22 protein-coding genes and 1 other RNA gene are annotated in these 23,261 nt (G+C 68.9%); 17 read left to right on the plus strand and 6 right to left on the minus strand.

Annotation, left to right across the window (positions count from 1 at the left end):
• Positions 1-85 precede the first annotated feature (85 nt).
• Genes ACZ6Z4_RS07040 through ACZ6Z4_RS07055 form a run of 4 tightly spaced genes read left to right on the plus strand, consistent with a single transcriptional unit; the run spans position 86 to position 5,477 of the window.
• Positions 86-1,369 carry an ABC transporter substrate-binding protein gene (locus ACZ6Z4_RS07040; protein ID WP_465559054.1) on the plus strand — a complete coding sequence of 428 codons (1,284 nt, stop codon included), beginning with the start codon at positions 86-88 and terminating at the stop codon, positions 1,367-1,369.
• Positions 1,366-2,247 carry a carbohydrate ABC transporter permease gene (locus tag ACZ6Z4_RS07045; RefSeq protein ID WP_465559057.1) on the plus strand — a complete coding sequence of 294 codons (882 nt, stop codon included), beginning with the start codon at positions 1,366-1,368 and terminating at the stop codon, positions 2,245-2,247. Before ACZ6Z4_RS07040 ends, ACZ6Z4_RS07045 begins: the two co-directional genes overlap by 4 nt.
• Positions 2,244-3,110, plus strand: coding sequence for a carbohydrate ABC transporter permease (locus ACZ6Z4_RS07050; protein ID WP_465559059.1), 867 nt, complete (start codon positions 2,244-2,246; stop codon positions 3,108-3,110). The genes ACZ6Z4_RS07045 and ACZ6Z4_RS07050 overlap by 4 nt, the downstream gene beginning before the upstream one ends.
• A gap of 12 nt (positions 3,111-3,122) precedes the next feature.
• Positions 3,123-5,477: a glycoside hydrolase family 31 protein gene (locus tag ACZ6Z4_RS07055; protein ID WP_465559061.1), complete on the plus strand. Its 2,355-nt coding sequence runs from the start codon at positions 3,123-3,125 to the stop codon at positions 5,475-5,477.
• Between the two features lie 4 nt (positions 5,478-5,481).
• Here the strand turns inward: ACZ6Z4_RS07055 and ACZ6Z4_RS07060 are convergent, their stop codons facing one another.
• Positions 5,482-6,489, minus strand: coding sequence for a LacI family DNA-binding transcriptional regulator (locus ACZ6Z4_RS07060; protein ID WP_465559063.1), 1,008 nt, complete (start codon positions 6,487-6,489; stop codon positions 5,482-5,484).
• Between the two features lie 128 nt (positions 6,490-6,617).
• On the opposite strand from ACZ6Z4_RS07060, the gene ACZ6Z4_RS07065 reads away from it, so the two are divergent.
• From ACZ6Z4_RS07065 to ACZ6Z4_RS07075, 3 genes are read left to right on the plus strand one after another with little or no spacing between them, the layout of a single operon-like run.
• Positions 6,618-7,457: a nitrilase-related carbon-nitrogen hydrolase gene (locus tag ACZ6Z4_RS07065; protein WP_465559068.1), complete on the plus strand. Its 840-nt coding sequence runs from the start codon at positions 6,618-6,620 to the stop codon at positions 7,455-7,457.
• A gap of 45 nt (positions 7,458-7,502) precedes the next feature.
• Complete coding sequence (hydA, locus tag ACZ6Z4_RS07070) at positions 7,503-8,909, plus strand: dihydropyrimidinase (protein ID WP_465559071.1); 1,407 nt, start codon at positions 7,503-7,505, stop codon at positions 8,907-8,909.
• 12 nt (positions 8,910-8,921) lie between these two features.
• On the plus strand, positions 8,922-9,914 hold the full coding sequence (locus tag ACZ6Z4_RS07075) for a TIGR03842 family LLM class F420-dependent oxidoreductase (protein ID WP_465559075.1): 993 nt from the start codon (positions 8,922-8,924) through the stop codon (positions 9,912-9,914).
• On the opposite strand, the gene ACZ6Z4_RS07080 is transcribed toward ACZ6Z4_RS07075, so the two are convergent.
• The 4 genes from ACZ6Z4_RS07080 to ACZ6Z4_RS07095 are packed head-to-tail and all read right to left on the minus strand — an operon-like array spanning position 9,898 to position 14,361.
• The gene (locus ACZ6Z4_RS07080) at positions 9,898-11,289 is read right to left on the minus strand and encodes an FAD-binding oxidoreductase (RefSeq protein WP_465559080.1); all 1,392 of its coding nucleotides are present in this window, start codon (positions 11,287-11,289) and stop codon (positions 9,898-9,900) included. The two genes, ACZ6Z4_RS07075 and ACZ6Z4_RS07080, sit on opposite strands and share 17 nt — an antisense overlap.
• 18 nt (positions 11,290-11,307) lie before the next feature.
• Positions 11,308-12,153, minus strand: a complete 846-nt coding sequence (locus ACZ6Z4_RS07085) for a carbohydrate ABC transporter permease (protein ID WP_465559083.1) — start codon at positions 12,151-12,153, stop codon at positions 11,308-11,310.
• Position 12,154: 1 nt separating this feature from the next.
• Complete coding sequence (locus tag ACZ6Z4_RS07090) at positions 12,155-13,075, minus strand: carbohydrate ABC transporter permease (protein ID WP_465559086.1); 921 nt, start codon at positions 13,073-13,075, stop codon at positions 12,155-12,157.
• Positions 13,075-14,361, minus strand: coding sequence for an ABC transporter substrate-binding protein (locus ACZ6Z4_RS07095; RefSeq protein WP_465559090.1), 1,287 nt, complete (start codon positions 14,359-14,361; stop codon positions 13,075-13,077). The genes ACZ6Z4_RS07090 and ACZ6Z4_RS07095 overlap by 1 nt, the downstream gene beginning before the upstream one ends.
• A gap of 238 nt (positions 14,362-14,599) precedes the next feature.
• Here ACZ6Z4_RS07095 and ACZ6Z4_RS07100 point away from each other — a divergent pair, with 238 nt between their 5' ends.
• Entirely contained in the window at positions 14,600-15,832 is a 1,233-nt protein-coding gene (locus tag ACZ6Z4_RS07100; protein ID WP_465559092.1) for an MFS transporter, read from the plus strand.
• Here ACZ6Z4_RS07100 and ACZ6Z4_RS07105 read toward each other — a convergent pair.
• A complete protein-coding gene (locus ACZ6Z4_RS07105; RefSeq protein ID WP_363673221.1) occupies positions 15,750-16,796 on the minus strand; it encodes a carbohydrate kinase family protein in 1,047 nt (348 codons plus the stop codon). The two genes, ACZ6Z4_RS07100 and ACZ6Z4_RS07105, sit on opposite strands and share 83 nt — an antisense overlap.
• A gap of 104 nt (positions 16,797-16,900) precedes the next feature.
• On the opposite strand from ACZ6Z4_RS07105, the gene ACZ6Z4_RS07110 reads away from it, so the two are divergent.
• The 9 genes from ACZ6Z4_RS07110 to ACZ6Z4_RS07150 all read left to right on the plus strand — a co-directional run bounded on the left by ACZ6Z4_RS07110 (position 16,901) and on the right by ACZ6Z4_RS07150 (position 23,254).
• Positions 16,901-17,311: a hypothetical protein gene (locus tag ACZ6Z4_RS07110; RefSeq protein ID WP_465559095.1), complete on the plus strand. Its 411-nt coding sequence runs from the start codon at positions 16,901-16,903 to the stop codon at positions 17,309-17,311.
• Complete coding sequence (locus tag ACZ6Z4_RS07115) at positions 17,290-17,454, plus strand: hypothetical protein (protein WP_344174524.1); 165 nt, start codon at positions 17,290-17,292, stop codon at positions 17,452-17,454. Before ACZ6Z4_RS07110 ends, ACZ6Z4_RS07115 begins: the two co-directional genes overlap by 22 nt.
• Before the next feature lie 141 nt (positions 17,455-17,595).
• Positions 17,596-18,285, plus strand: a complete 690-nt coding sequence (gene ftsE, locus ACZ6Z4_RS07120) for a cell division ATP-binding protein FtsE (protein ID WP_077013482.1) — start codon at positions 17,596-17,598, stop codon at positions 18,283-18,285.
• Between the two features lie 30 nt (positions 18,286-18,315).
• Positions 18,316-19,227, plus strand: coding sequence for a permease-like cell division protein FtsX (gene ftsX, locus ACZ6Z4_RS07125; protein ID WP_465559099.1), 912 nt, complete (start codon positions 18,316-18,318; stop codon positions 19,225-19,227).
• A gap of 210 nt (positions 19,228-19,437) precedes the next feature.
• Complete coding sequence (locus tag ACZ6Z4_RS07130) at positions 19,438-20,715, plus strand: peptidoglycan DD-metalloendopeptidase family protein (protein ID WP_465559102.1); 1,278 nt, start codon at positions 19,438-19,440, stop codon at positions 20,713-20,715.
• 21 nt (positions 20,716-20,736) lie between these two features.
• Positions 20,737-21,207, plus strand: a complete 471-nt coding sequence (smpB, locus tag ACZ6Z4_RS07135; RefSeq protein ID WP_363673212.1) for an SsrA-binding protein SmpB — start codon at positions 20,737-20,739, stop codon at positions 21,205-21,207.
• Positions 21,208-21,328: 121 nt separating this feature from the next.
• Positions 21,329-21,889, plus strand: coding sequence for a DUF1707 and DUF4870 domain-containing protein (locus tag ACZ6Z4_RS07140; RefSeq protein ID WP_363673210.1), 561 nt, complete (start codon positions 21,329-21,331; stop codon positions 21,887-21,889).
• An 87-nt stretch (positions 21,890-21,976) separates the two neighbouring features.
• Positions 21,977-22,354: a transfer-messenger RNA gene (ssrA, locus tag ACZ6Z4_RS07145) on the plus strand.
• A gap of 93 nt (positions 22,355-22,447) precedes the next feature.
• Entirely contained in the window at positions 22,448-23,254 is an 807-nt protein-coding gene (locus tag ACZ6Z4_RS07150; protein WP_465559105.1) for an LLM class flavin-dependent oxidoreductase, read from the plus strand.
• The last annotated feature ends 7 nt before the right edge of the window (positions 23,255-23,261 follow it).

Genomic DNA, 23,261 nt, shown 5'->3' on the forward strand with positions numbered 1-23,261 from the left:
CACGCTCTGAGACGGCTTCCTTGACCCGGGTTTTGCATCGTTGTAAATTTACAGCGCTGTAAAAGTCGAGGTTGGGAGATGGCTCGTGGGTTCTGGCGTCCGGCAGGGCGGGTTGAGTCGGCGGGCGGTGTTGCGGCTGGGTGGTGTTGCGGCGGTCGCCGCGTTGGGTGTGGGGTGCTCGCCGGGGACCCAGAACGGGCGAAAGCTCCGGTTCTTCGAGCAGAAGCAGGAAGTGATCGCGTACTTCGACCGGCTGCTGCGGGCGTTCGAGAAGGAGCATCCGGGGATCACGGTGGTGCACGACACCACCTCCTCGATCGCGCCGCAGTTCGTGCGGAACGAGCCGGCCGACGTCGGGTGCTTCAACGACAACCTCGAGCTGGCGCGTTACATCAAGCGGGGGCAGTTGAGCGACCTGTCGCACCTGCCTTCGGCGCAGCGGATCAGAAGCGATATCGGTGGGCTGACCGACCAGTACGCGACGTACCCAGGCCGTACGGCGGTGCTGCCGTACTCGCTGGCCGCCGCCGGAGTCATCTACAACAAGAAGATCTTCGCCGATCACCAGTTGCCGGTGCCGACGACCTGGAGCGAGTTCGTTGCCGTGTGCACCGAGCTGAGGAAGGCGAAGATCGTCCCGGTCTACGCCACCGGGCGGACCACCTGGACGATCTGGCAGGGGCTGTTCGACTACTCCGTGGGCAGCCTGGTCGACACCGCGGACTTCTTCGCGAAGATGAACCAGATCGGCGAGAACGTCGGGCCGGAATCCGAGGTGTCGTTCCAGAAGACGTTCGCGGTCGCGATGGAACGGGCGAAGACGATCTCGACGTTCTTCAATCCCGACCACGCCGTCCGCTCCTACGAGGACGGGAACCTCGCCTTCGGCAAAGGCCAGGCGGCGATGTACCTGCAGGGGCCGTGGGCGATCGGGCAGATCGCGCTCGTCGACCCGAAGCTCGAGATCGGGACCTTCGCGCTCCCGGTCAGCGAGAACGCCGCCGACCGCAAGGCCCGGGTGAACGTCGACCTCGGCCTCTACATCCCGCAGCGCTCGGCGAAGGTGCAGGCGGCCGGCGACCTGGTCGAGTTCCTGATGCGGCCCGAGATCATCAACGCCTACAACCAGGACAACCTGGCCTACGCGACCACCAAGGACGCCCCGGCGCAGAAGGATCCGCGCCTGACGGGCCTCCAGCCGTACGTCGACAGCGGCGCGTTCTACCAGGGCGCGGGCACCTTCATCCCGACCTCGGTTCCGCTCGGCAACTACCTGCAGTCGGCGATCGGCAGCGGGAACTTCGACAAGCTGCTGACCGACCTCGACGCCGACTGGCGCCGGCTCGCCAAGCGAGGAGCAACCACGTGAGCACCCGCAAACCGGCCCGGCGCAGAGTCGAACCGGTCTACTACCTCTTCCTCGTCCCGACCCTGATCCTGTTCACCGCGTTCGTCGTCGGTCCCGCGCTGGTCGGCATCTTCTACAGCTTCACCGACTACATCGGCGTCGGCGACTGGTCGTTCCTCGGCCTGCGCAACTACCAGGCGCTGTTCGACGACCCGGCGATCCTCGAGTCGTACACGTTCACGATCGGCTTCGCCGCGGTCACCGTCGTGATCGCCCAGCTGATCGCGCTCGCCCTCGCGGTCGGCCTGTCGGCCAAGATCCGGGCGGCCGCCGCACTGCGCAGCGTGTTCGTGCTCCCGATGGTCCTGTCCGGCATCGTCGTCGCGTACGTGTTCAGCTTCCTGTTCTCCAACACGCTCCCGGCGATCGCCACCTCGGCCGGGTTCGCGCCGTTGGAGCAGAGCATCCTCGGCGACCCCGACCTGGCCTGGCTGTCGATCGTGATCGTCTCGGCCTGGCAGACGATCCCCGGCGCGATGCTGGTCTACCTCGGCGGCCTGACCGCGATCCCCGGCGAGCTGTACGAGGTGAGCGCGCTCGACGGCGCCGGGCCGTGGCGCCAGTTCCGCTCGATCACGGTCCCGCTGATCAGCGGCTTCATCGTGATCAACACGATCCTCGGGGTGAAGGGCTACCTCGGTGCGTACGACGTGATCGTCGGCCTCACCGGCGGCGGCCCCGGCACGGCGACCCGGAGCGTCGCGATCACGATCTTCGGCGGCTTCACCGGCGGTGACTACGCCTACCAGATGACCAACGCGACCGTGTTCTTCGTCCTCACCGTGCTGATCTCGATCGTCCAGCTGGTCGCCACCCGAGGAAGGATGGTCCGCCTGTGACCACGCTGCAGTCCACGGCCGTCGCGCCCCGCCGGCGCCGGCAGCGCCGTACGAACTGGCCGGTCACGATCGTCCTTGCGCTGGCGTCGCTGACCGTGCTCGCGCCGCTGTACGTGACGCTGTCGATGGCGTTCAAGACCAGCGGCCAGTCGGTCGACGGCAACGCGTTCGCGCTGCCGAAACCGTTCAACCTGAGCAGCTTCTCCGACGCGTGGGAGCTGACCCGCTTCCCGGTCGCGTTCTCGGTGTCGCTCGCGGTCGCCGTGATCACTGTGGTGCTGACGCTGCTGCTCAGCTCGCTGGCGGCGTACGCGATCTCGAAGAACTGGAACCGCCGGTTCTTCCGCTGGTCGTTCATCTACTTGCTGGCGGCAATGTTCCTGCCGTTCCCGGTGGTCGCGCTGCCGCAGATCAAGCTGACCGCGCTGACCGGGCTCGACAACCCGGTCGGGGTCGGTGTGCTGCACGCGATGTTCCAGCTGTCGTTCAGCGTGCTGCTCTACACGGCGTACCTGCGCACGGTCCCCGCCGAGCTCGAGGAGAGCGCCCGGATCGACGGCGCCTCGACCTGGCAGATCTTCCGCCGGATCGTGCTGCCGCTGCTCGGCCCGATGAACGCGACCGTCGGGATCTTCGCGTTCCTGGCATCCTGGAACGACTTCATGCTGCCGTCGCTGATCACCGCCGACCCGAAACTGCAGACCCTCCCGGTCGTGCAGAACATCTTCCAGAGCGACTTCGGCACCGACTACAACGTTGCCTTCGCCTCCTACCTGATGACGATGGCCCCGACCATCATCGTGTACCTGTTCGCCCAGCGCTGGGTGATCAGCGGCGTCACCCAGGGCGCCGTCAAGAGCTGACCGAGGAGATCCATGACCGACCTGCCCGTTGTCCGGCCGTTGCCCGAGGCATCACCGCGAGCGCGCGCCGACCACCAGGTCAGCGGCGAGCACTGGCGGGTCTCGGTGCTCGGCAGTGGGCTGTTCCGGATCGAGTGGTCCGAGGACGGCGCGTTCGAGGACCGCGTCTCGACCTTCGCCGTACGCCGGGACGTCGCGCCGGTCGAGTTCACCGTCGAGCGCGACGAGCGCGGCGTCGTGATCACCACCGAGCGGGCCCGGCTCCGGTACGACGGGCAGCCGTTCTCGACGCACGGGCTGCTCGTCGAGTGCCTCGGGCGCGACAGCGGCCGCTGGCGGTACGGCGAACCGTCGCGCGATCTCGGCGGCACGACGCGCACGCTCGACGACGTCGACGGTCGCGCCGAGCTCGGGCCGGGAGTCGTGGCGCCGAACGGCGTCGCCGTACTGGACGACTCGGAGTCGTTCCTGTTCGAGGACGACGGGTGGATCGGTACGCGGGTCGATGGCCGGCGGGACCTGTACGTGTTCGCGTACGGGCGCGAGTACGCGGCGGCTGTCGAGGCGTTCTACGCGGTGTCGGGTGCGCCGACGCGGCTGCCGCGGTGGGCGCTGGGGAACTGGTGGAGCCGGTACCACCCGTACACGAGCGACTCGTACCTGGCGCTGATGGACCGGTTCGCTGACGAGGAGCTGCCGTTCTCGGTCGCGGTGATCGACATGGACTGGCATCGCGTGGACTCGGTGCCGCCGGAGTACGGGAACGGCTGGACCGGGTACTCGTGGGAGCGGTCGCTGATCCCTGATCCGCCGGCGTTTCTGAAGGGTCTGCACGAGCGGGGGCTGCGGACGACGCTCAACCTGCACCCGGCGGACGGCGTACGGGCATTTGAGGATGCCTACCCTGCGGTGGCGCGGGCTGTTGGGGTCGATCCGGAGAGTGGCGCGGCGATTCCGTTCGACCCGACGGACCAGACGTTCCTGCGCGCGTACTTCGAGCAACTGCACCACCCGCTCGAGGCCGAGGGCGTCGACTTCTGGTGGATCGACTGGCAGCAGGGGTCGAGCTCGAACGCCGTCGGGGTCGATCCGTTGTGGTTGCTGAACCACTTCCATGCGCTCGACGCCGCACGCGACGGGCGGCCCGGGATGACGTTCTCGCGGTACGCCGGGCCGGGAAGTCACCGGTACGCCGTGGGGTTCTCGGGGGACGCGGTCGTGTCGTGGGCGTCGCTGGCGTTCCAGCCGGAGTTCACGGCGACGGCGGCGAACATCGGGTACTGCTGGTGGAGCCACGACATCGGCGGTCACACGCGGGGCGTCCGCGACGACGAGTTGGCGACGCGGTGGGTGCAGTTCGGGGTGTTCTCACCGATCTCGCGGCTGCACTCGGCGAACAACCCGTTCATCCGGAAGGAGCCTTGGGCGTTCCCGTCCGAGCATCGGTCGGCGATGGGGGAGGCTTTGCGGTACCGGCACCGGATGGTGCCTTATCTGCACTCGATGAACCACCTGGCTGCGGCCGGTACGCCGTTGGTGCGGCCGATGTATCACCTGGAGCCGCGGCGGGCGGAGGCGTACGGCGTACCGAATCAGTATGCGTTCGGGACGGAGCTGGTGGTCGCGCCGATCACCGCGCCGCGGTCGCCGGAGTCGTTGCATGGGCGGGTGCGGGCTTGGTTGCCGTCGGGTGTGTGGACGGACGTGTTCACCGGGACGGTCTACCGGGGAGACCGGGCGGTGGAGCTGCACCGGTCGGTGGAGTCGATTCCGGTGCTGCTGAAGGCCGGTGGGATTCTGCCGCTGACGGATGAGCTGGACGCGACGCGGAACCCGGGGTCGTTCGAGGTGCTGGTGGCGCCGGCGTCGTCCGGAGAGTTCGAGTTGCTGGAGGACGCCGAGGACGACCGGGTGAGTGATGCTCCGGTACGGACGGCGCTCGGTTGGGATGCTGAGCAAGGCACGTTCCGGGTCGGAGCGGTTGACCGGGCTGACGTCGTGCCGGAGGTGCGGGGGTGGACGATCACGTTCCTCGCGAAGCTGTCTTCCGGGGCGGTGAGTGTGGATGGGAAGCCGGTCGAGGTGGTCGGGGGCGATGGGCGGTGGAGTGTGTCGTTCAGCGCTCGGGCTGACGTGGAGACCGTCGTGCGGGTCGAGGGTGAGCTGCGGGTGGGGATCGATCAGTCGGAGGCGATCCTGCAGCTGCTGGAGCGGGCGCAGTGCGGCAACCCGGAGAAGCTGGAGGCTTGGGAGATCATCACCGCCGATCGGCCCGCGGCCGAGCGGATCGCGGAGCTGGCGGCGGTGGATCTGCCCGAGCCGGTGCGCGCCGCGGTGATCGAGCTCTTGGGCGCTGTCGTGGGCTGACGGCTCAGCCCGGGCTAGCGGCTGCTGGAGCGCTCTCCCGGAAGACCAGGCGATGCCCGACCGTCGCCTGGTGCCCGGGGGAGTCGGGTGTCTCCATGCGGTCCAGGAGCAGGTCCAGGGCGCGCTCGACCAGCGCGTGGGTGTCGGGCTCGACGCTGGTCAGGCTGGGCGTCGTACTGGCGCCCAGCTCGATCGCGTCCCAGCCGATGACGGCGACATCGGTCGGTACGGCGTACCCGTGCCTGGTGAGCGCGCGGAGTGCGCCGACGGCGGCGAGGTCGTCGCGGCAGAGGAGGGCGTCGACCTGGAGACCGGACTCCAGCGCCGCGTCCAGTGCGGCCTCGGCGCCGATCGCGTCGCCTTCGGTGCGGGCCACCAGTAGCGTCTCGTCGTACGGGAGCCCGGCGGCGGTCAGCGCCTGACGGTAGCCGGTCAGGCGGAGCTCCGACGGGCTGGAGAGCGGGCCGACCTCGTGCCCGAGGAAGCCGATCCGCCGCCGGCCGAGCGCGACCAGGTGGGCGACCGCCTCGGCCGCGGCGGCGACGTTGTCGATCGCGACCTGATCAGCCGTCGGCGGGCGCGGATCCTCGCCGAGGAACACCAGCGGCGTGTCGTGCCGCAGGAGTTCCAGCTCGGCGGCGGTCAGCGCCTGCGGGTGGATCACCATGCCCGCCACGACCCCCACCTCGAGATCCCGCAGCACCGCCCGCTCGCCCTCCGCCGTACCGCCGGTCTCCTCCAGCAGCAGCCGGTACCCGCGCTCGGTGCTCACCCGGGCGAAGACATGCGCCAGCTCCCCGAAGTACGGCCGCCGAAGATCCGGTACGGCGAGCGCCAGCATGCTCGACCGCCCGGTCGCGAGACTCCGCCCACTCAGATTCGGCCGGTACCCGAGCTCGTCGAGCGCCGCCTGCACCCGCTCCCGCATCCGGGGGCTCACGTGCTTGTACCCACGCACCACGTTCGACACGGTCTTCATCGAAACCCCGGCCCGCGCGGCAACGTCTCGCAACGTAACCCTCTCCACAGCAAGACCTTACCGGGGTTGCACCTTCACCCGGCTGTGGACAAGTAGCAGGGTCGTTGACTCCGGGTGGTGATCGGGCGGAGCATGGGTGCTCGGCTAGCGGGAGGTTCGCGATGGCGGAGATCGTGCGGGCGGCGTTGGTGCAGACGGGGTGGACCGGGGACCAGGAGTCGATGGTCAAGGCGCATGAGGGGTATGCGCGGGAGGCGGCCGCTCAGGGGGCGAAGGTGATCTGCTTCCAGGAGCTGTTCTACGGGCCCTATTTCTGTCAGGTTCAGGATCCTGAGTTCTACGCGTACGCCGAGAGTGTGCCGGGGCCGACGACCGAGCGGTTCCAGGCGCTGGCGGCGGAGCTCGGGATGGTGATGGTGCTGCCCATGTACGAGCAGGAGCAGCCGGGGGTGCTGTACAACACCGCGGCCGTGATCGATGCTGACGGCAAGTACTTGGGGAAGTACCGGAAGAACCACATTCCGCAGGTGAAGGGGTTCTGGGAGAAGTTCTACTTCCGGCCGGGGAACCTGGGGTATCCGGTGTTCGACACCGCGGTGGGCCGGATCGGGGTCTACATCTGTTACGACCGGCACTTCCCGGAGGGGTGGCGGGCGCTCGGGCTGGCGGGGGCGAAGATCGTGTTCAACCCGTCCGCGACCAGCCGGGGACTCTCGTCGTACCTGTGGAAGCTGGAGCAGCCGGCGTCGGCAGTGGCCAACGAGTACTTCATCGGGGCGATCAACCGGGTCGGGGTCGAGGAGTACGGGGAGAACGACTTCTACGGGACGTCGTACTTCGTGGACCCGGAGGGGAAGTTCGTCGGGGAGGTCGGCGACGACCACAACCCGGAGCTGATCGTGCGGGACCTGGACCTGGGGCTGCTCGACACCGTGCGGGACCGGTGGCAGTTCTACCGGGACCGGCGGCCGGACGCCTACGGAGACCTGACCAAGCCCTAGCACCAAACCCCCTAGCACCAACCCCCTAGCGGAGGAGCGTCGAGGATGTCGTTGCTGGTCAAGGGTGGGACGGTGGTGGGGCCGGCCGGCGCCCACCCGGCGGACGTGCTGATCGTGGGCGAGAAGATCGCGGCGGTCTTCGACCCGGAGCACAGTGCGCAGGTGCAGGCCGACGAGGTGATCGATGCGGCCGGCAAGTACGTGATCCCGGGCGGGATCGACGCGCACACGCACATGGAGCTGCCGTTCGGCGGTACGGCGGCCAGCGACACCTTCGACACCGGGACCCGGGCAGCGGCCTGGGGCGGGACGACGACGATCATCGACTTCGCCGTGCAGCGCACCGGCGAGGTGGTCCAGGACGGGCTAGCGGCCTGGCACGCCAAGGCCGAGGGCAACTGCCACGTCGACTACGCGTTCCACATGATCCTCGGCGGCGTCGACACCGACGCGCTGAAGGCGATGGACCAGCTGGTCACCGACGAGGGGATCACGAGTTTCAAGCTGTTCATGGCCTACCCCGGGGTCTTCTACTCCGACGACGGGCAGATCCTCAAAGCCATGCAGACCGCCCGCGCGAACGGCGCGATGGTGATGATGCACGCCGAGAACGGGATCGCGATCGACGTGCTGGTCCAGCAGGCGCTGGCCCGCGGCGAGACCGACCCGATCTACCACGGCATCACCCGGCCGCCGGCGCTGGAGACCGAGGCGACCAGCCGCGCGATCGCGCTCGCCGAGGTCGCGGAGGACTGCCCGCTGTACATCGTGCACCTGTCGGCCAGTGGCGCGCTCGAAGCGGTGGCCGCCGCGCGCGACCGGGGCCGCAACGTGTTCGCCGAGACCTGTCCGCAGTACCTGTACCTGACGCTCGAGGACCAGCTCGGCGCGCCCGGGTTCGAGGGGGCGAAGTGGGTCTGCTCGACGCCGCTGCGCAGCAAGCACGAGAACCACGCGCGCGACCTGTGGAAAGGGCTCCGGAGCAACGATCTGGCGATCGTGTCGACCGACCACTGCCCGTTCTGCATGAAGGACCAGAAGGAGCTCGGGATCGGCGACTTCTCGAAGATCCCGAACGGGATCGGCGGCGTCGAGCACCGCGTCGACCTGGTCTACCAAGGGGTCGTCGACGGGCAGCTGTCGCTGGAGCGCTGGGTGGAGACGATCGCGACCACGCCGGCCCGGATGTTCGGGCTGTACCCGCGGAAGGGCGTGATCCAGCCGGGCGCGGACGGCGACGTGGTGGTCTACGACCCGAACGGCCAGACCCGGATCAGCGCGGAGACCCATCACATGAACATGGACCACTCGGCGTACGAGGGGTTCGAGATCAGGGGACATGTCGACACGGTGATCTCGCGCGGCAGCGTGATCGTGGCCGACGGCAACTACCATGGGCGGAAGGGACACGGTCGGTACCTGCGCCGCGGCCTGTCGTCGTACCTGGTCTGAAGGAGGAGCCCGGTGGACTTCGGAGTGGTGTTCCAGTGCGATCCGCCGGCCTCGGCAGTCGTCGACCTGGCGGTGAAGGCCGAGCAGGCCGGCTTCAGCCACGTCTGGACGTTCGACTCGCACCTGCTCTGGCAGGAACCGTTCGTGATCTACCCGCAGATCCTCGCCGCGACGCAGAACGTGATCGTCGGCCCGATGGTGACCAATCCCGGTACCAGGGACTGGACCGTGATCGCCTCCCAGTTCGCCACGCTGAACGAGCTGTTCGGCAACCGGACGATCTGCGGCATCGGCCGCGGCGACTCCGCGCTGCGCACGCTCGGGGCGAAGCCGGGCACGATCGCGGAGCTGAAGCAGTGCGTCGAGGTCGTCCGCGAGCTGGCCTGCGGGCGCACGGTCGAGTACCGCGGGCAGCAGCTCAAGTTCGCCTGGGTCGAGAACGGTGCGCTGGAGGTCTGGGTGGCGGCGTACGGGCCGAAGGCGCTGGCCGCGACCGGGCAGGTCGGCGACGGCTACATCCTGCAGCTCGCCGACCCGGACATCGCCGCCTGGATGATCTCGGCCGTCCGCGGCGCGGCCGAGGCGGCCGGGCGCGATCCGGCGGCGATCAAGTTCTGCGTCGCGGCCCCGGCGTACGTCGGTGCCGACCTGGAGCACCAGCGCGAGCAGACCCGCTGGTTCGGCGGGATGGTCGGCAACCACGTCGCCGACATCGTCGCCCGGTACGGCGCGAGCGGGACCGTCCCGCCCGCGCTGACCGACTACATCAAGGGCCGCGAGGGTTACGACTACGCCGAGCACGGCCGGGCCGGCAACTCCCACACCGCGTTCGTGCCGGACGAGGTGGTCGACCGGTTCTGCATCCTCGGTCCGGTCGAGAACCACCTCGCCCGGCTGCGCGAGCTGCGCGACCTCGGCGTGGACCAGTTCGCGCTCTACCTGCAGCACGACGCCAAGGAGGAGACCCTGGCGTCGTACGGGCGGGACGTCATCCCTGCGCTGTAGGCGGGCCGTACGGGAACAGCACGTTCGGGTCGTAGGTCTTGCGGATCTCGGCGAGGCGCTGGAAGGTCTCGGCCGGCCAGCAGGCCTCGTAGGAGCCGGGGACGGTCAGGCCGCCGGCGTAGTTGACGTTGTGCTCGGGCGACTTCCACGGCTCGAGCGGTTTCAGGACGGCCTCGGCGGCGGGCGGGAGCACGGTGGCGAACAGCGACGGGTCCGGCGCACCGATCAGGATCAGCGTGTACGCCGCCCCGCGGCCGCCGACGGCCGAGCCCTCGGGGACGTCCCGGGCGACCGCTCCGCCGAGGTGCCGGATCTCCACGGCCACGAAGGGGATCTGCTGGTCAGGGCCCGCCACGCCGAGAAATGCCGAGGCGAACGAGGCGTCGATGTCGGACAGCAGATGCCCGCGGTCCCAGCCCGGACCAGGGTCCCGCGGGTCGTTATGGATGTCCGCGATCCGTGACGCCGGCATCTCTTGTACGCCGTCCATCAGCGCCGTCCCCGCGTCGCGCATCGGCTGCAGCAGCCGCTCGCCCTCGGCGACGTCGACCTTCGGCGACCGTCCGCCCGCGGGGTCGCCGACGTACGCGAACCGCAGGCTCAGCACCGTCTTGCCGCGCAGCGGCTCGGGGATGAACTCCAGCGGCGGCAGCCGCAGGATCACCACCGACGTGGTCGCCTCCCTCGGCAGCGTCTTGGTCCAGTCGACCCAGGCGCTGAAGACCGGCGCGATCTGGTCGGCGTCGTAGATCAGCGAACCGCCGTACAGGGTGCTCAGCTCGACCAACTCGAAGTCCATCGAGGTGACGATGCCGAAGCCGGACTTGCCGCCGCGCAGCGCCCAGAACAGGTCCGGGTTCTCGTCGGCCGACGCCGTCCGGACGGTGCCGTCGGCGGTGACGAGCCGGAAGCTGCGCGCCCAGTCCGACGAGAAGCCGAAGTTGCGCGCCAGCGGGCCGAGGCCGCCGCCGGTGGTGTAGCCGATCACGCCGACGTTGTCGGACGCGCCGGCGATCGGTGCGAGCCCGTGCTCGGCGCCCGCGGCGATCACCTCGGCCCAGCGCACGCCGGCGCCGATGGTCGCGATCCGGGTCTCGGGGTCGATGCTCACCCCGCCGAGCCGCCGCGTGGTGACGAGGATCCCGTCCGTCACCGGTACGGCGGAACCGTGGCCGGTGGCCAGCACCCGGACCGGCGTACCGGTGGCGGCGGCGATCCGTACGACGGCCGCCGCGTCCTCCTCGGACTCGATGCCGACAGCAACTTCCGGTGTGTGCACGGTCGCGGTGTTCTGCGCGACCACCTCGGCCGCGAAGCCCTCGTCGCCCCGGGCGAGAACCGGTCCGGAGACTTCCTTGCGTAACTGGTCGATCATGGTGCCCCCTCCAAGAGACTATTCACTGATCCCCGAGCGCTCGACGCCTTCGACGATCCAGCGCTGCAGGAAGACGAACATCACCACCAGCGGCACGATCGCGACACTGGCGGCGACGAAGAGTTGCGGCAGGTTGACGGTCTGCGCGGTCAGGAACGTCGACAGCGCGACCTGCACCGTCCAGGCGCTCTGGTCCGGCGCGATCACCAGCGGCCACAGGAACGCGTTCCAGGACCCGATGAACGTGATCGTCCCGATCGCGGCGATGAACCCGGTCGAGTTCGGCACCACGATCCGCCAGAACGTCCCCCAGTACGCCGTACCGTCGAGCTGCGCCGCTTCCTCCAGCTCGCGCGGGAAGTTCAGGAAGTACTGCCGGAACAGGAACGTCGCGAACGCCTGGAACAACCCGGGCACGATCAGCCCGCGCAGCGTGCTCACCCAGCCGAGTGTCGAGACCAGCACGAAGCTCGGCACGAACGTGACCGCGGCCGGGATCAGCAGCGTCGCGACGATGAAGTAGAAGACCGCGTTGGCGTACCGGAACGGGATCCGGGCCAGCCCGTAGCCGGCCAGGCCGGAGATCACCAGGACGCCGACCGTCTGCACGACCGAGATCACCAGCGAGTTGAGCAGCGCCCGACCGATCGGGACCAGCGGATCGTTGAAGAGGTCAACGACGTTGTGCCACTGCAGCGACGACGGGAAGAGCTTCCAGTCCGGTGACGTGATGTCCTGCTCGGTCGACAGGCCGTTGCGGACCAGCAGGTAGAACGGCAGCAGGAACAGCAGCGCGAGGACCGCCAGTACGACGTACCGGACGACCGAGCCGGCCCGGTCGGCGCTGGATCGCTGGATGGCCATCTCAGTCCTCCCGCTTGCCGAGTCCGAGGAACCTGCCCTGCACCAGCGCGACCAGCGCGATCAGGAGCGTCAGCAGCACGGCGCCGGCGCTGCCGTGGCCGAAGTCCTGGCCCTGGCCGAGCGCCGCGTAGTACAGGTAGACCAGCGGCGGACGCGCGTACGGCGGGTAGCCGCTGGCGCTCGACAGCAGGTTGTAGAACTCGTCGAACGCCTGGAACGCGTTGATCAGGAGCAGCAGCAATACGGCGGTCGACGTGGCGCGCAGCTGCGGCAGGGTGATGTAGCGCAGCACCTTCCAGCCGGTCGCGCCGTCGATCGCCGCCGCTTCGTACAGTGCCGGCGCGATCCGCTGCAGGCCGGCCAGGAACAGGATCATGTAGAACCCGGTCTGCAGCCACATCCGCGCGGACACGATCACCAGCCAGTACCAGGGCGGCTGAGTGACCGAGAGCCAGGCGATCGGCTCCGCGCCGAACCAGCCCAGCACGGTGTTGGCCAGGCCGAAGCGGACGCCGTTGAAGATCGACAGCTTCCAGATCAGCGACGCCACGACGTACGAGCAGGCGGTCGGCAGGAAGAACACCGAGCGGAAGAACGTCCTGGCGACCCGGGTCCGGTTCACCAGCAGGGCCAGGCCGAGCGAGAAGACGAACGTGGTCGGGACGATGAACAGCGCGAACAGCAGGAAGGTGAGCAGGCTGGACCGGAACGCGGAGTCCCGGAGCATGTCGAGGTAGTTGCCCAGGCCTACGAACTTGGTCGGCGTGACGGTGTTGCGCGCGTCGAAGAAGCTCAGCACCACCGACCAGACGATCGGTACGTAGACGAAGACCAGCAGCCCGAGCACGAACGGGCCGACGAAGACCGCGAACCACAGGTTGCGGTCGTAGCGGCCGCGCAGCCGCGTGGCGAGCGCCGGCATCAGCCGGCGATGCGCTCGAGCTCAGCCTCCACGACGGCCTTGACCGCCTTGATCTCGGTGGCCGGGTCGCTGCCGTTCTTGACGATCCGGCTGACCGCGTCCGAGTACGCCGTACCGGACTTCGGGGTCCACAGCAGCGGGGTCTGGGCGTGCCCGTTCTCGTTGACGAACTTCACCGCGTCGGCGGCCGGGCCGGACTTCAGCTTGTCGGCCTTCTCCGCCAGCGATTTGCGGGCCGGGATGTGGAAGCCGTAGCTCTGCGCCCAGTCGAGCTGCTTGTCGGTCTGGTCGACCCACAGCCACTTGACGAACTTCTTCGCCGCGTCGACGTTCTTCGACTTGGTGCTGACCGACGCGCCGTACGCGCCGACCGGGACGCTCGGGGCGCCGGTGGTCGCGTTCAGCTTCGGCCAGGGCAGGACGCCGAAGTCGTCACCGAACGCCTTCTGGATCACCGGGAACGTCCACAGCCCGGTGAACTGCATCGCGGTCAGGCCCTGGGTGAACGCCGACGGGTCCGACCAGTCGGTCGGTGCCCCGAGCAACAACGCCTTCGAGGTGAACAGCTCACGCAGCTTGCGCAGCGACTCGGCCGCGGCCGGGCTGTCGAAGCCGAACTTGCCGTCCTCGGTCAGGTAGTCGACGCCGGCCGACCAGAGCGCCGGGCCGCCGAGGATCCCGACGCCGCCGTCGTTGCCGACGAACAGGCCTTTCACCTTGTCGGTGGTCAACTTCTTCGCGGCGGCGATCAGCTCGTCGACAGTCGTCGGCGGCTGGACGCCGGCCTGCTGCAGCAGGCTCTTGCGGTAGACCAGCAGCTGCATGTCGGTGGCCTGCGGGATCGCGTAGAGCTTGCCCTGGTAGGTCACCCGGGCCAGCAGCGACGGCGTGAAGTCGCTCTTCGCGTCGCCGAGCAGATCGGTCAGGTCGGCGACCTGGCCGCCCTTGATCATGTCGATCGACGGGCCGTTGCCGTACTCGAAGACGTCCGGCCCGCCGTCGGTGAGCAGCGCGGCCGCGGTCTTCTTGTCGTAGTCGCCGGGGGACCACTGAACCGTGACGGTCGCGTCCGGGTACTCCTTGGCGTAGCGCTCGACGGCCTGCTGGGTGCCGGCTTCGCCGTACTGGTGGTACCACTGGGCGAGCGCCGGCTTGTCGCCGGAGGCGCCACCACCGCCGGAGTCGCCGCGGCCGGTGTTCGACCCGCAGCCGGCGACGGCCATCGCGGCCAGCCCGCCTCCGAGGGCGAGGAAGCTCCTGCGGTTGAACCCGTCAGCACCCGGCATCTCGTCGTACCTCCAGCTCTGGCGCGGTCCCACAGCCCGCGCGCCCTGGATCGACCCTACGGCCGCCCGGGTTCCCAGGTGCCCTATTTCCGGCTCTCGGAAAACCAGTGGCGCGGGGCGCTCGGCGCTGTAGGGTGTGCCGCATGTCCCGCCTGCCGCACTAGAGAGGGCTCGCTACCGAGCCCATCTGTCGTCCCCGTCTCTGTCCGAGGCCGGGGCTCTCTAGGAGCGCCTTCTCATGTCCAGCACCACGCGTGCTGGGAGCTACCGTGCTGTCCTGCTGCTGCCGTCCGCGCTGCGCACCTTCGTGCCCGCGTTGTTCGGCCGGCTGGCGTACGGTCTGCTCCCGCTGTCCATTCTGTTCACTGTCCACGCAGCAACCGGATCCTTCGCCGTCGCCGGAGCCGCTGGAGCCGGCTTCGGCCTGTCTTCGTTGTCGATGCCGTTCAAAGCTCGACTGGTCGACCGCTACAGCCAGCGCGTCGTCCTGCCGCCACTGGCTCTCGTCTGCGCACTAGGCCTGGTCGTAGCCACTCAGCTCACTACGCCGGCTCTCCTGGTTGCCCTGGTCACCGTGACCGGCCTCTTCGCCCCACCGCTCGGCCCGTCGATGCGCGCCAACTGGCGGCTCATCACCGACGACACCGGGCTCAAGGAGCGCGCCTACGCGCTCGACGCGATCTGCGAGGAGTCCCTCTACCTCGCCGGGCCGTTGCTGGCCGGTCTGCTGATCAGCTTCTGGTCAGCACCCGCATCACTCATCTGTACGGCGGCGCTGCTGGCCGCTGGTACCTGCCTGATGGTCACCGCGCCGCTGACCCGGCGGACCAGCCCACCGAGCCCGGCCCGGCATCCGCTGGGCCCACTGACCAACCGGGGGCTGCGCCGGATCCTGCTGGTCATCCTGGTGACAGCAGCCGGAGTCAGTACGGCGTACCTGTGTATCGCCGGTGCGGCACAGGCGGAGGGGCGGCCGGGAGCGGCCGGCTTCGTCGAGGCGGGCATCGGGCTGGGCAGCGTCGTCGGGGGGCTGGCGTGGGGACGCCGGAAGCACACGCGGCCCGCTGAGACGCAGCTGGCGGGGCTGATCGGCGTACTGGCTGTTGGGCTGCTTGCTGCTTCGCTGGTCAGCCACCTGGTGGTGCTGGGCGTGGTGATGGCCGCGTTCGGGCTGGCGGTGTCGCCGCTGTTCGTGGTGTCGTACGTCGCGGCCGACGAGCTCACGCCGCCGGACCAGCGCACCGAGGCGAGCACCTGGATCAACACGGCCAACAACCTCGGCAGCGCCGCCGGGGCGTCGCTGACCGGGCTGCTGATCGACCGGGCCGGGTCGTCGTACGGGTTCGTTGCCGGGGGAGTGCTGCTCGTGCTGGTGTCGGTGACGCTGCTCAGGCGTCCGACAGCCGGGCGATGGTCGCGCCGGCCCGGCGGACGATCGGGACCGGGCCCTCGGGCAGGACGTCGCCGATGAAGGTGTAGTGCCGCAGGATCTCGGGATCGACGCCGCCCGGGCGAGTGCGGCTGTGGTCGCGGACCCAGTCGATGATGTCGCCCCAGCCGGGCGCCGCCAGCGAGCCGCCGAAGTGCTGCACCGACAGCCCGGCGCACAGGTTGCCGAACGCGAGCCTGTGCGCCAGCGGCCAGCCGCGCAGCGTGCCGAGCACCAGCGAGGCCAGGAACACGTCCCCAGCACCGGTCGGGTCGTACGACCGCACCGGCAGCGCGGGGATGTGCTCCTCCTCGCCGGTGGCCGAGTCGATCGCCAGTACGCCGTCCGAACCGTTCGTCACGACCGCCAGCGGCACCCGCTCGGCGAGCTTGTGCAGCGCGGCCTTGGGGGTGTCGGTGCGGGTGTAGGCCATCGCCTCGCCGGCGTTCGGGGTGAAGGCGTGGAAGCCCTCCAGCACGTCGAGCACCGCGGGTGACCAGGTGTCGGTCGGGTCCCAGCCGACGTCGCCGAACAGCAGCGCCCCGGACTCACGGGCCTCGGCAGTCCAGCCCGGGAGCTCCTCGGCGACCGGCACGATCGCCGAGCGGGTCTTCAGCCCGGGGCCGACCAGTTTGCTCGGGTCGCCGGGCGCCTCGTGGGCGTGGGTGACCATCGCCCGGTCCCGGTCGATCGACATCGAGACCGTGACCGGGGAGTGCCAGTGGCCGATCCGGCGCGAGTGCGACAGGTCGACCTTCTCCTGGTCGGCCAGCGTGCGCCAGCAGAAGTCGGCGTACACGTCGTCGCCGAAGACCGCGGCCAGGCCGCTGCGCAGGCCGAGCCGGCTGGCGGCGATCGCGAAGTTGGCGACGCCGCCCGGGCAGGAACCCATCCCCTCGGCGAAGATCTCGGTCCCCGTGGTCGGGGCGGTCTCCAGTCCGGTGAGCACGATGTCCAGGAACACGGTGCCCTGCACGAACACGTCGTAGCAGTCCGGATCTTCCACGTGACGTCCTTGTCGGTGGTGAGTGGTTTGCTGTCCTTCGTAACATCATCGACCGGTCATCACCAGGGATTTGGGAGGACGGCCATGGCTGTGGGGGTGTGTCCGTGATCCCGACCTGGATCTCGGTGGTCGGGGTCGTGATGACCGTGCTGAGCCCGTTGCTGGCGCTCGGCGGCGTCGCCCTGGGCGCGTACCTGACCCGGAAGTCCGACCGCGAGCTGGACACCTGGCGGCACCGCGAGGAGACGATGCGGATGGTCCGCTGGGCGGTCGAGCAGATCATGAACGACGACGACACCGGGACCGACGCCGGCGTGGTCACGCTGCGTTCACTGATGCGGTCGGAACTGTTGCAGCCCGAGGACTACGAGCTGGTCGCCGCGCTGACCGCCGCGGTCGCGATCGACCGCGTCGGCGAGTCGACGTACGCTGAACTTGCCGACCCCGAGACCGACGCCGACATCGAGGTGGTCGAGGAAGAAGGAGCCCGCCGATGGCTGAGAAGAAGACCGTGAAGGTCTCCCGGCAGGCCGTGGAGCTGGCCCGGCTGCACGTCGAGGCGGCCCGCCGGGCCGGACGCAAACCGGAGCCCGGCGTCGCCCGGATTGCGGACGCCCGGCCGGAGAACGGCAGCGGTACGGCGCCCGCTCCCGCCTGAGCGCGCGGCGAGGGCGGCACGCCTGACCGGAACACCGCCCGGATGCCCCTAGACTGATCGGCGGCCGCTCCCGGTGGCGTACGGTGCTTTCGTGGTTACCGACACGTCACTCCCTGTTCCCGACCACGGCCGGAATGTCCCGTGATCCGCTTCGAGAATGTTTCCAAGACGTACGAGGGTCAGTCCAAGGCTGCCCTGCTGAACGTGAACGTCGAGATCGAGAAGGGCGAGTTCGTCTTCCTGGTCGGCACCTCCGGGTCCGGCAAGTCGACGTTCCTTCGTCTCGTGCTGCGTGAGCACCGGACCTCCAAGGGCCACATCATGGTCGCCGGCAAGGACCTGAACCGGCTGGCCAGCTGGCGGATCCCGCAGATGCGCCGGCAGATCGGCACCGTCTTCCAGGACTTCCGGCTGCTGCCGAACAAGACCGTCGCCGAGAACGTCGCGTTCGCGCTGCAGGTGATCGGCAAGCCGCGCTCGCACATCCGCAAGACGGTGCCCGAGGTGCTCGAGCTGGTCGGTCTGGACGGCAAGGAGGACCGGCTCCCCGACGAGCTGTCCGGCGGTGAGCAGCAGCGGGTCGCGATCGCCCGCGCGTTCGTGAACCGGCCGATGATCCTGATCGCCGACGAGCCGACCGGAAACCTCGACCCGGGCACGTCGGTCGGCATCATGAAGCTGCTGGACCGGATCAACCGGACCGGGACGACCGTGGTGATGGCCACCCACGACGTCTCGATCGTCGACCAGATGCGCAAGCGCGTGATCGAGCTGGAGAACGGCCACGTCGTCCGCGACGAGTCGCGCGGCGTCTACGGCTACCAGCACTGAGACTGCGTTGATCTTAGGGACTGACTTGCTATGCGATTGAACTACATTCTTTCCGACCTGGGCATCGGTCTGAAGCGGAACCTGTCGATGACGATCGCGGTCGTCGTCACCATCTGGGTCTCGCTGTCGCTGTTCGGCAGCGCGCTGCTCGCTCGCGAGCAGGTCGACCTGATGAAGGGCAACTGGTACGACAAGATCCAGATCTCCATCTTCATGTGCACCAAGGACTCCGGCGGCCGCGGCTGCACCGGCGCCGAGGTGACCACGGAGCAGAAGAACCGGATCAAGCAGGTGATCGAGGCCAGCCCCGACACCGCGCCCGAGGGCGTCTTCGGCGAGTCGAAGAAGGAAGCCTTCGACCAGTTCAAGAAGCTGTACAAGGACTCGCCGATCGTCTCCACGGTCACCGAGGACCAGATGCAGGAGTCGTACCGGGTCAAGCTGAAGGACCCGCAGCGCTACCAGAACCTGGTCAGCGCCGTGGCCGGCCTACCCGGCGTCGACACCGTGCAGGACCTGAGACAGTACCTCGATCCACTCTTCAAGGCGCTGAACGGCTTGCAAGTCGGAGCGCTGGTCGCGGCAGCCCTGCTGCTGGTGGCCGCGCTGATGCAGATCTCGAACACGATCCGGCTGGCGGCGTACGCCAGACGTAGGGAGATAGGCATCATGCGCCTGGTGGGCGCCTCGAACTTCTACATCCAGCTACCGTTCCTGCTCGAAGCGGTGCTGGCGGCCCTGATCGGCGCGGTCCTTGCCTGCGGCACCCTCTGGGTCGGCGTCTACTTCGTCGTCATGCAGCGCGCCCAGGAGACGTTCCGGGTCTGGCAGTGGGTCGGCGCGGCCGAAACCTTCCAGGCGACCCTGATCATGGTGGTCGTCGGCCTGGTGCTCGCCGTGGTCCCGACATTCCTGACGACGCGGAAATACCTCAAAGTCTGACCTCGGTGACTTATCGTGCAGTAGCACGACAACTCAACCCAGAGCAAGGGGTCGACTGTGGTCCCGCACTTCCCCGGTGCGAACCCGCGTGAGCGGGGACGCATCAAGCGAGACGACAGCATCGGCGCCACCGCCACATCGAGCGACCGGTCACGCAAGCGACCGGCCGCCCGGCAGACGGTTGTCGCCGCTTGCTGCGTTGTCCTGTCCATGACCGCCGGAGCGCTGGCGGTGGTTCCGTCTGCCCAGGCGGACCCACCTGATCCGAACGCGCAGAAGAAGCAGCTCGACAGCCAGATCAACCAGTCCAAGGCCGATCTGCACGAGTCCTACGACCAGCTGTCGAAATCCGTTGCCGCCTACAACCAGGCGGAGACGCAGTACCAGGCCGTCCAGGCCCGGTACGCCGCCGTCCAGGGCAAGCTGGCCGCGGCCAAGGCCGCCGACGTGGTGGCCGCGGGCAAGCTTCGCGCCGCCGAGCAGGCGCTGAGCACCGCGCGGACGAACGTTGCCGAGGGCCAGAAGGAGATCGCCGCCAAGCAGGCGCTCGCCGGACGCGCCGTGCGCTCGGCGTACCAGCAGCAGAACCCGCTGGTCGGGCTGTCGATCGTGCTCCGCGGCGCCTCGCCGGCCGACCTGGCCAGCGGGATGCAGGTGCAGCGCAACGTCTTCGGGATCACCGGGAACGCGATCACCAACCTGAACAACGCCCAGGCGCAGCTCGCGAACAAGCAGGCCAAGCTCGCCGAGGCGGAGCGGATCGTCGCGGCGCAGAAGGCCGAGGCGGCGCGGACCGTCCAGGAAGTCACCACGCTGACCCAGCAGGTCGCGACGGAGAAGGCCGCCGCGGCGGCCGTCACCGCGACCCGGCTGGTCGCGCAGCAGGCGGCGGAGAAGGACAAGAACTCCGAGCTGGCGCACTACCAGTCGCTGGTCGCCGAGCGGTCCCGGGTCGAGCAGATCCTGATCGCGCGGGCGCGGGCCGAGAAGGCCGCCGCGGCCCGGCGCAAGGCTGCCGCGGAGGCGGCGGAGCGGGCGAAGGCGAAGAAGGAGCACCGGCCGCCGCGCGACGTACCGGACGAGCCGGACAACGACGGTGGGCTCAGCTTCCCGATCAACACCTACATCACGTCGCCGTACGGGATGAGGTTCCACCCGATCCTGCACTACTGGAAGCTGCACGACGGCACCGACTTCGGCGCCGGCTGCGGTACGCCGATCCACGCCGCGGCCAGCGGAGTGGTCACCGACCGTTACTACAACGGCGGCTACGGGAACCGGATCTTCGTCAACCACGGCGTCATCGGCGGCGACTCGATCACCACCGTCTACAACCACCTGTCCCGCTACAAGGCCCGCGTCGGCCAGCACGTGAAGAAAGGCCAGGTGATCGGGTACGTCGGGACCACCGGCTACTCGACCGGCTGCCACCTGCACTTCATGGTCTACCGCGACGGGCGCGTGACAAACCCGATGAAGTACCTGTGAGTGAAGTGGGATACTGGCCGGATGGTGAAAGAGACCGGCCAGAAGCCGATCGCGCAGAACCGTAAGGCGCGACACGACTACCACATCGACGACGTGGTCGAGGCCGGCCTGGTGCTGACGGGGACCGAGGTGAAGTCCCTGCGGCTGGGCCGGGCCTCGCTCGTCGACGCCTTCGGCTCGGTGCGCGGTAACGAGCTGTGGCTGCAGAACCTGCACATCCCGGAGTACACGCACGGCACGTGGACCAACCACGACCCGCGGCGGACCCGCAAGTTGCTGCTGCATCGCGACGAGATGGAGAAGCTGATCCGCGCGGTCGAGCAGCAGGGCGTGACGCTGGTGCCGCTGTCGCTGTACTTCAAGGACGGGTACGCGAAGGTCGAGCTGGCCACGGCGCGCGGCAAGAAGGACTACGACAAGCGGCACGCGCTGGCCGAGCGGCAGGCGAACCGGGAGGCGCAGCGGGCGCTGTCGGACCGCAGCCGGCGCTGATCGGCGCGGGTCGGCGCACGGGCGTGGCCGATCGTCGTACGGAGGTCCCTGGGGTCGGCTCAGGGGTGGCTCCGGGCGGCACCCGATGGGGTGGACGGCGTTTCGGCAGCAAAGTGGGGGCATGTCCACTTCAGAGCTGCTGGTGACGCCGGCCCAACGGGACCGTGCGGTCGAGATCCTGCAAGAGATGTACGCCGACGGCCGGCTGACCCACCTCGAGTTCGACACCCGGCTCGAGCTGGCGCTGAAGGCCAAGACCCGGGCCGAGCTGAACGGCTCGTTCGACGGGCTGCTGGCCCGCCCGGTCCCCACCTACGCGCCGGCCGCGTTCACCCGCCCGGCGCCGCTGCAGCCCTACCAGAGCTCCGGCCGCGGGATGGGCACGATCTCGCACTGGCTCGGGTACCCGACGTTCTTCGTCGGCCCGGCGCTGGTCGTCGCGACCGCCGGCAAGACCAACCCGGTGGTCCGCAAGCACGCCGTCGAGGCGGTGAACTTCCAGATCAGCGCGCTCGCGGTGTTCACGCTGCTCGGGATCGTCACCGGGATCACCGACGGGTTCACCGGGTTCCTGTTCCCGATCGTCGGGCTGGTCTGGTTCGTGCTGACCGGCATCGGCGGCCTGGCCGCGCTGCTCGGGTCGGACTTCAAGTACCCGTTCACGCTGCGGCTGCTCAAGTAGGGAATCCCTGGTGCGGTTCCGGGGTTGGACTTGGTAGTGTTGGTCTTCTGCTGGTCTGAGGACCGGTAGGAGTTTGACAACTCAACAGGGGGTGAACGGTTTCGACTTTGGACGTACGTTCCAAGAGAAGCGGGCCGAGGATCCAGGGTTATCTCGTTAACGATCTCTGGAAAACAATAACTGCCGCTAATACGCGTCAGAGCTTCGCTCTCGCTGCCTGACAGCCTGAGCACTTAAAGAAGCGGTCAGCCCGGGAGTGCTTCCGACCCGGTTCCTGGCCTCAGCTAGGAAGCTTGCTGTGCTAGCCCGGTCACGGGGTGGGCATGGGACATTTACAGTGACTGAGTCTGTCAGCGACGTGTCTGTGCGAGCGCTGGGACTGAGAAAGCACTAATTCAGACTGCGCCCGGAGAAGTCTTGGGTCGGCGCCGAAGGACGCGGGTTCGATTCCCGCCACCTCCACCACCCCTTGCGAGTTTTGAGAAGACCGGTCCCTCGGGACCGGTCTTCTTGCGTTTGGTGGGAAGAGTCTGCGGGTCTGGTGGGTTGCCGGTTGGTATGACGATCGAGCTGGGGTTGTTCCTGCCGACTGCTGAGACCGGGCGGGAGGTCGCGGAGGCTGCGCGGGCGGCTGAGGCGGCCGGAGTCGGGTCGGTGTGGGCGACGGATCACCTGGTGGCGAGCGGACCGATGGTCGACAGCACGGTCGCGCTGACAACGGCGGCCGCGGTGACTTCCCACGTGAAGGTCGGGTACGGCGTGATGCTGCTCGCGCTGCGCCCGGCGGCGTGGGCCGCCAAACAGGTGGCGTCGCTGCAGCAGGTGTCGGGGGACCGCGTGGTGCTCGGCGTGGGGACGGGGAACCCGGCGCACGGGGATGTGGGCTGGCGGGCGGCCGGGGTGTCGTACGCCGACCGGGGGAGGCTGACGGACGAGGCGCTGGAGGTGCTCCCGGACCTGATCGCTGGGCACGCTGCTGTGGTGGAAACAGGCGCTGTGATGCGAGACCGCGTCGAAGTGACGCTCGCACCGGGGGCCACCGTGCCGCCGATCCTGGTGGCAGGCGCCGGCACCAAGGCGCTCGACCGAGCGGCGCGCTTCGGCGACGGGTGGGTGCCGATCGGACTGCCTGTCGGGGACGTCGCCGACAGGTTGCAGTTGCTGGGCGAGCTCGCGGAGAAGCACGGTCGCCCGCGCCCGACGGTCAGCATCGTCGCGCCGGTCTTGGACGCCGACCTGTCCAAAGCGGCCGACCAGGTGGCGGCGTACGAGCAAGCGGGTGTCGAACGGCTGATCCTGGCGCCGACCGGGCAGGGGTGGCAGCAGGACTACCGGTGGGCGGGGGAGCTGCAGGGGGCGGTCTGAACGAAGG

The sequence above is a fragment of the Kribbella sp. NPDC104740 genome, from assembly GCF_055583505.1.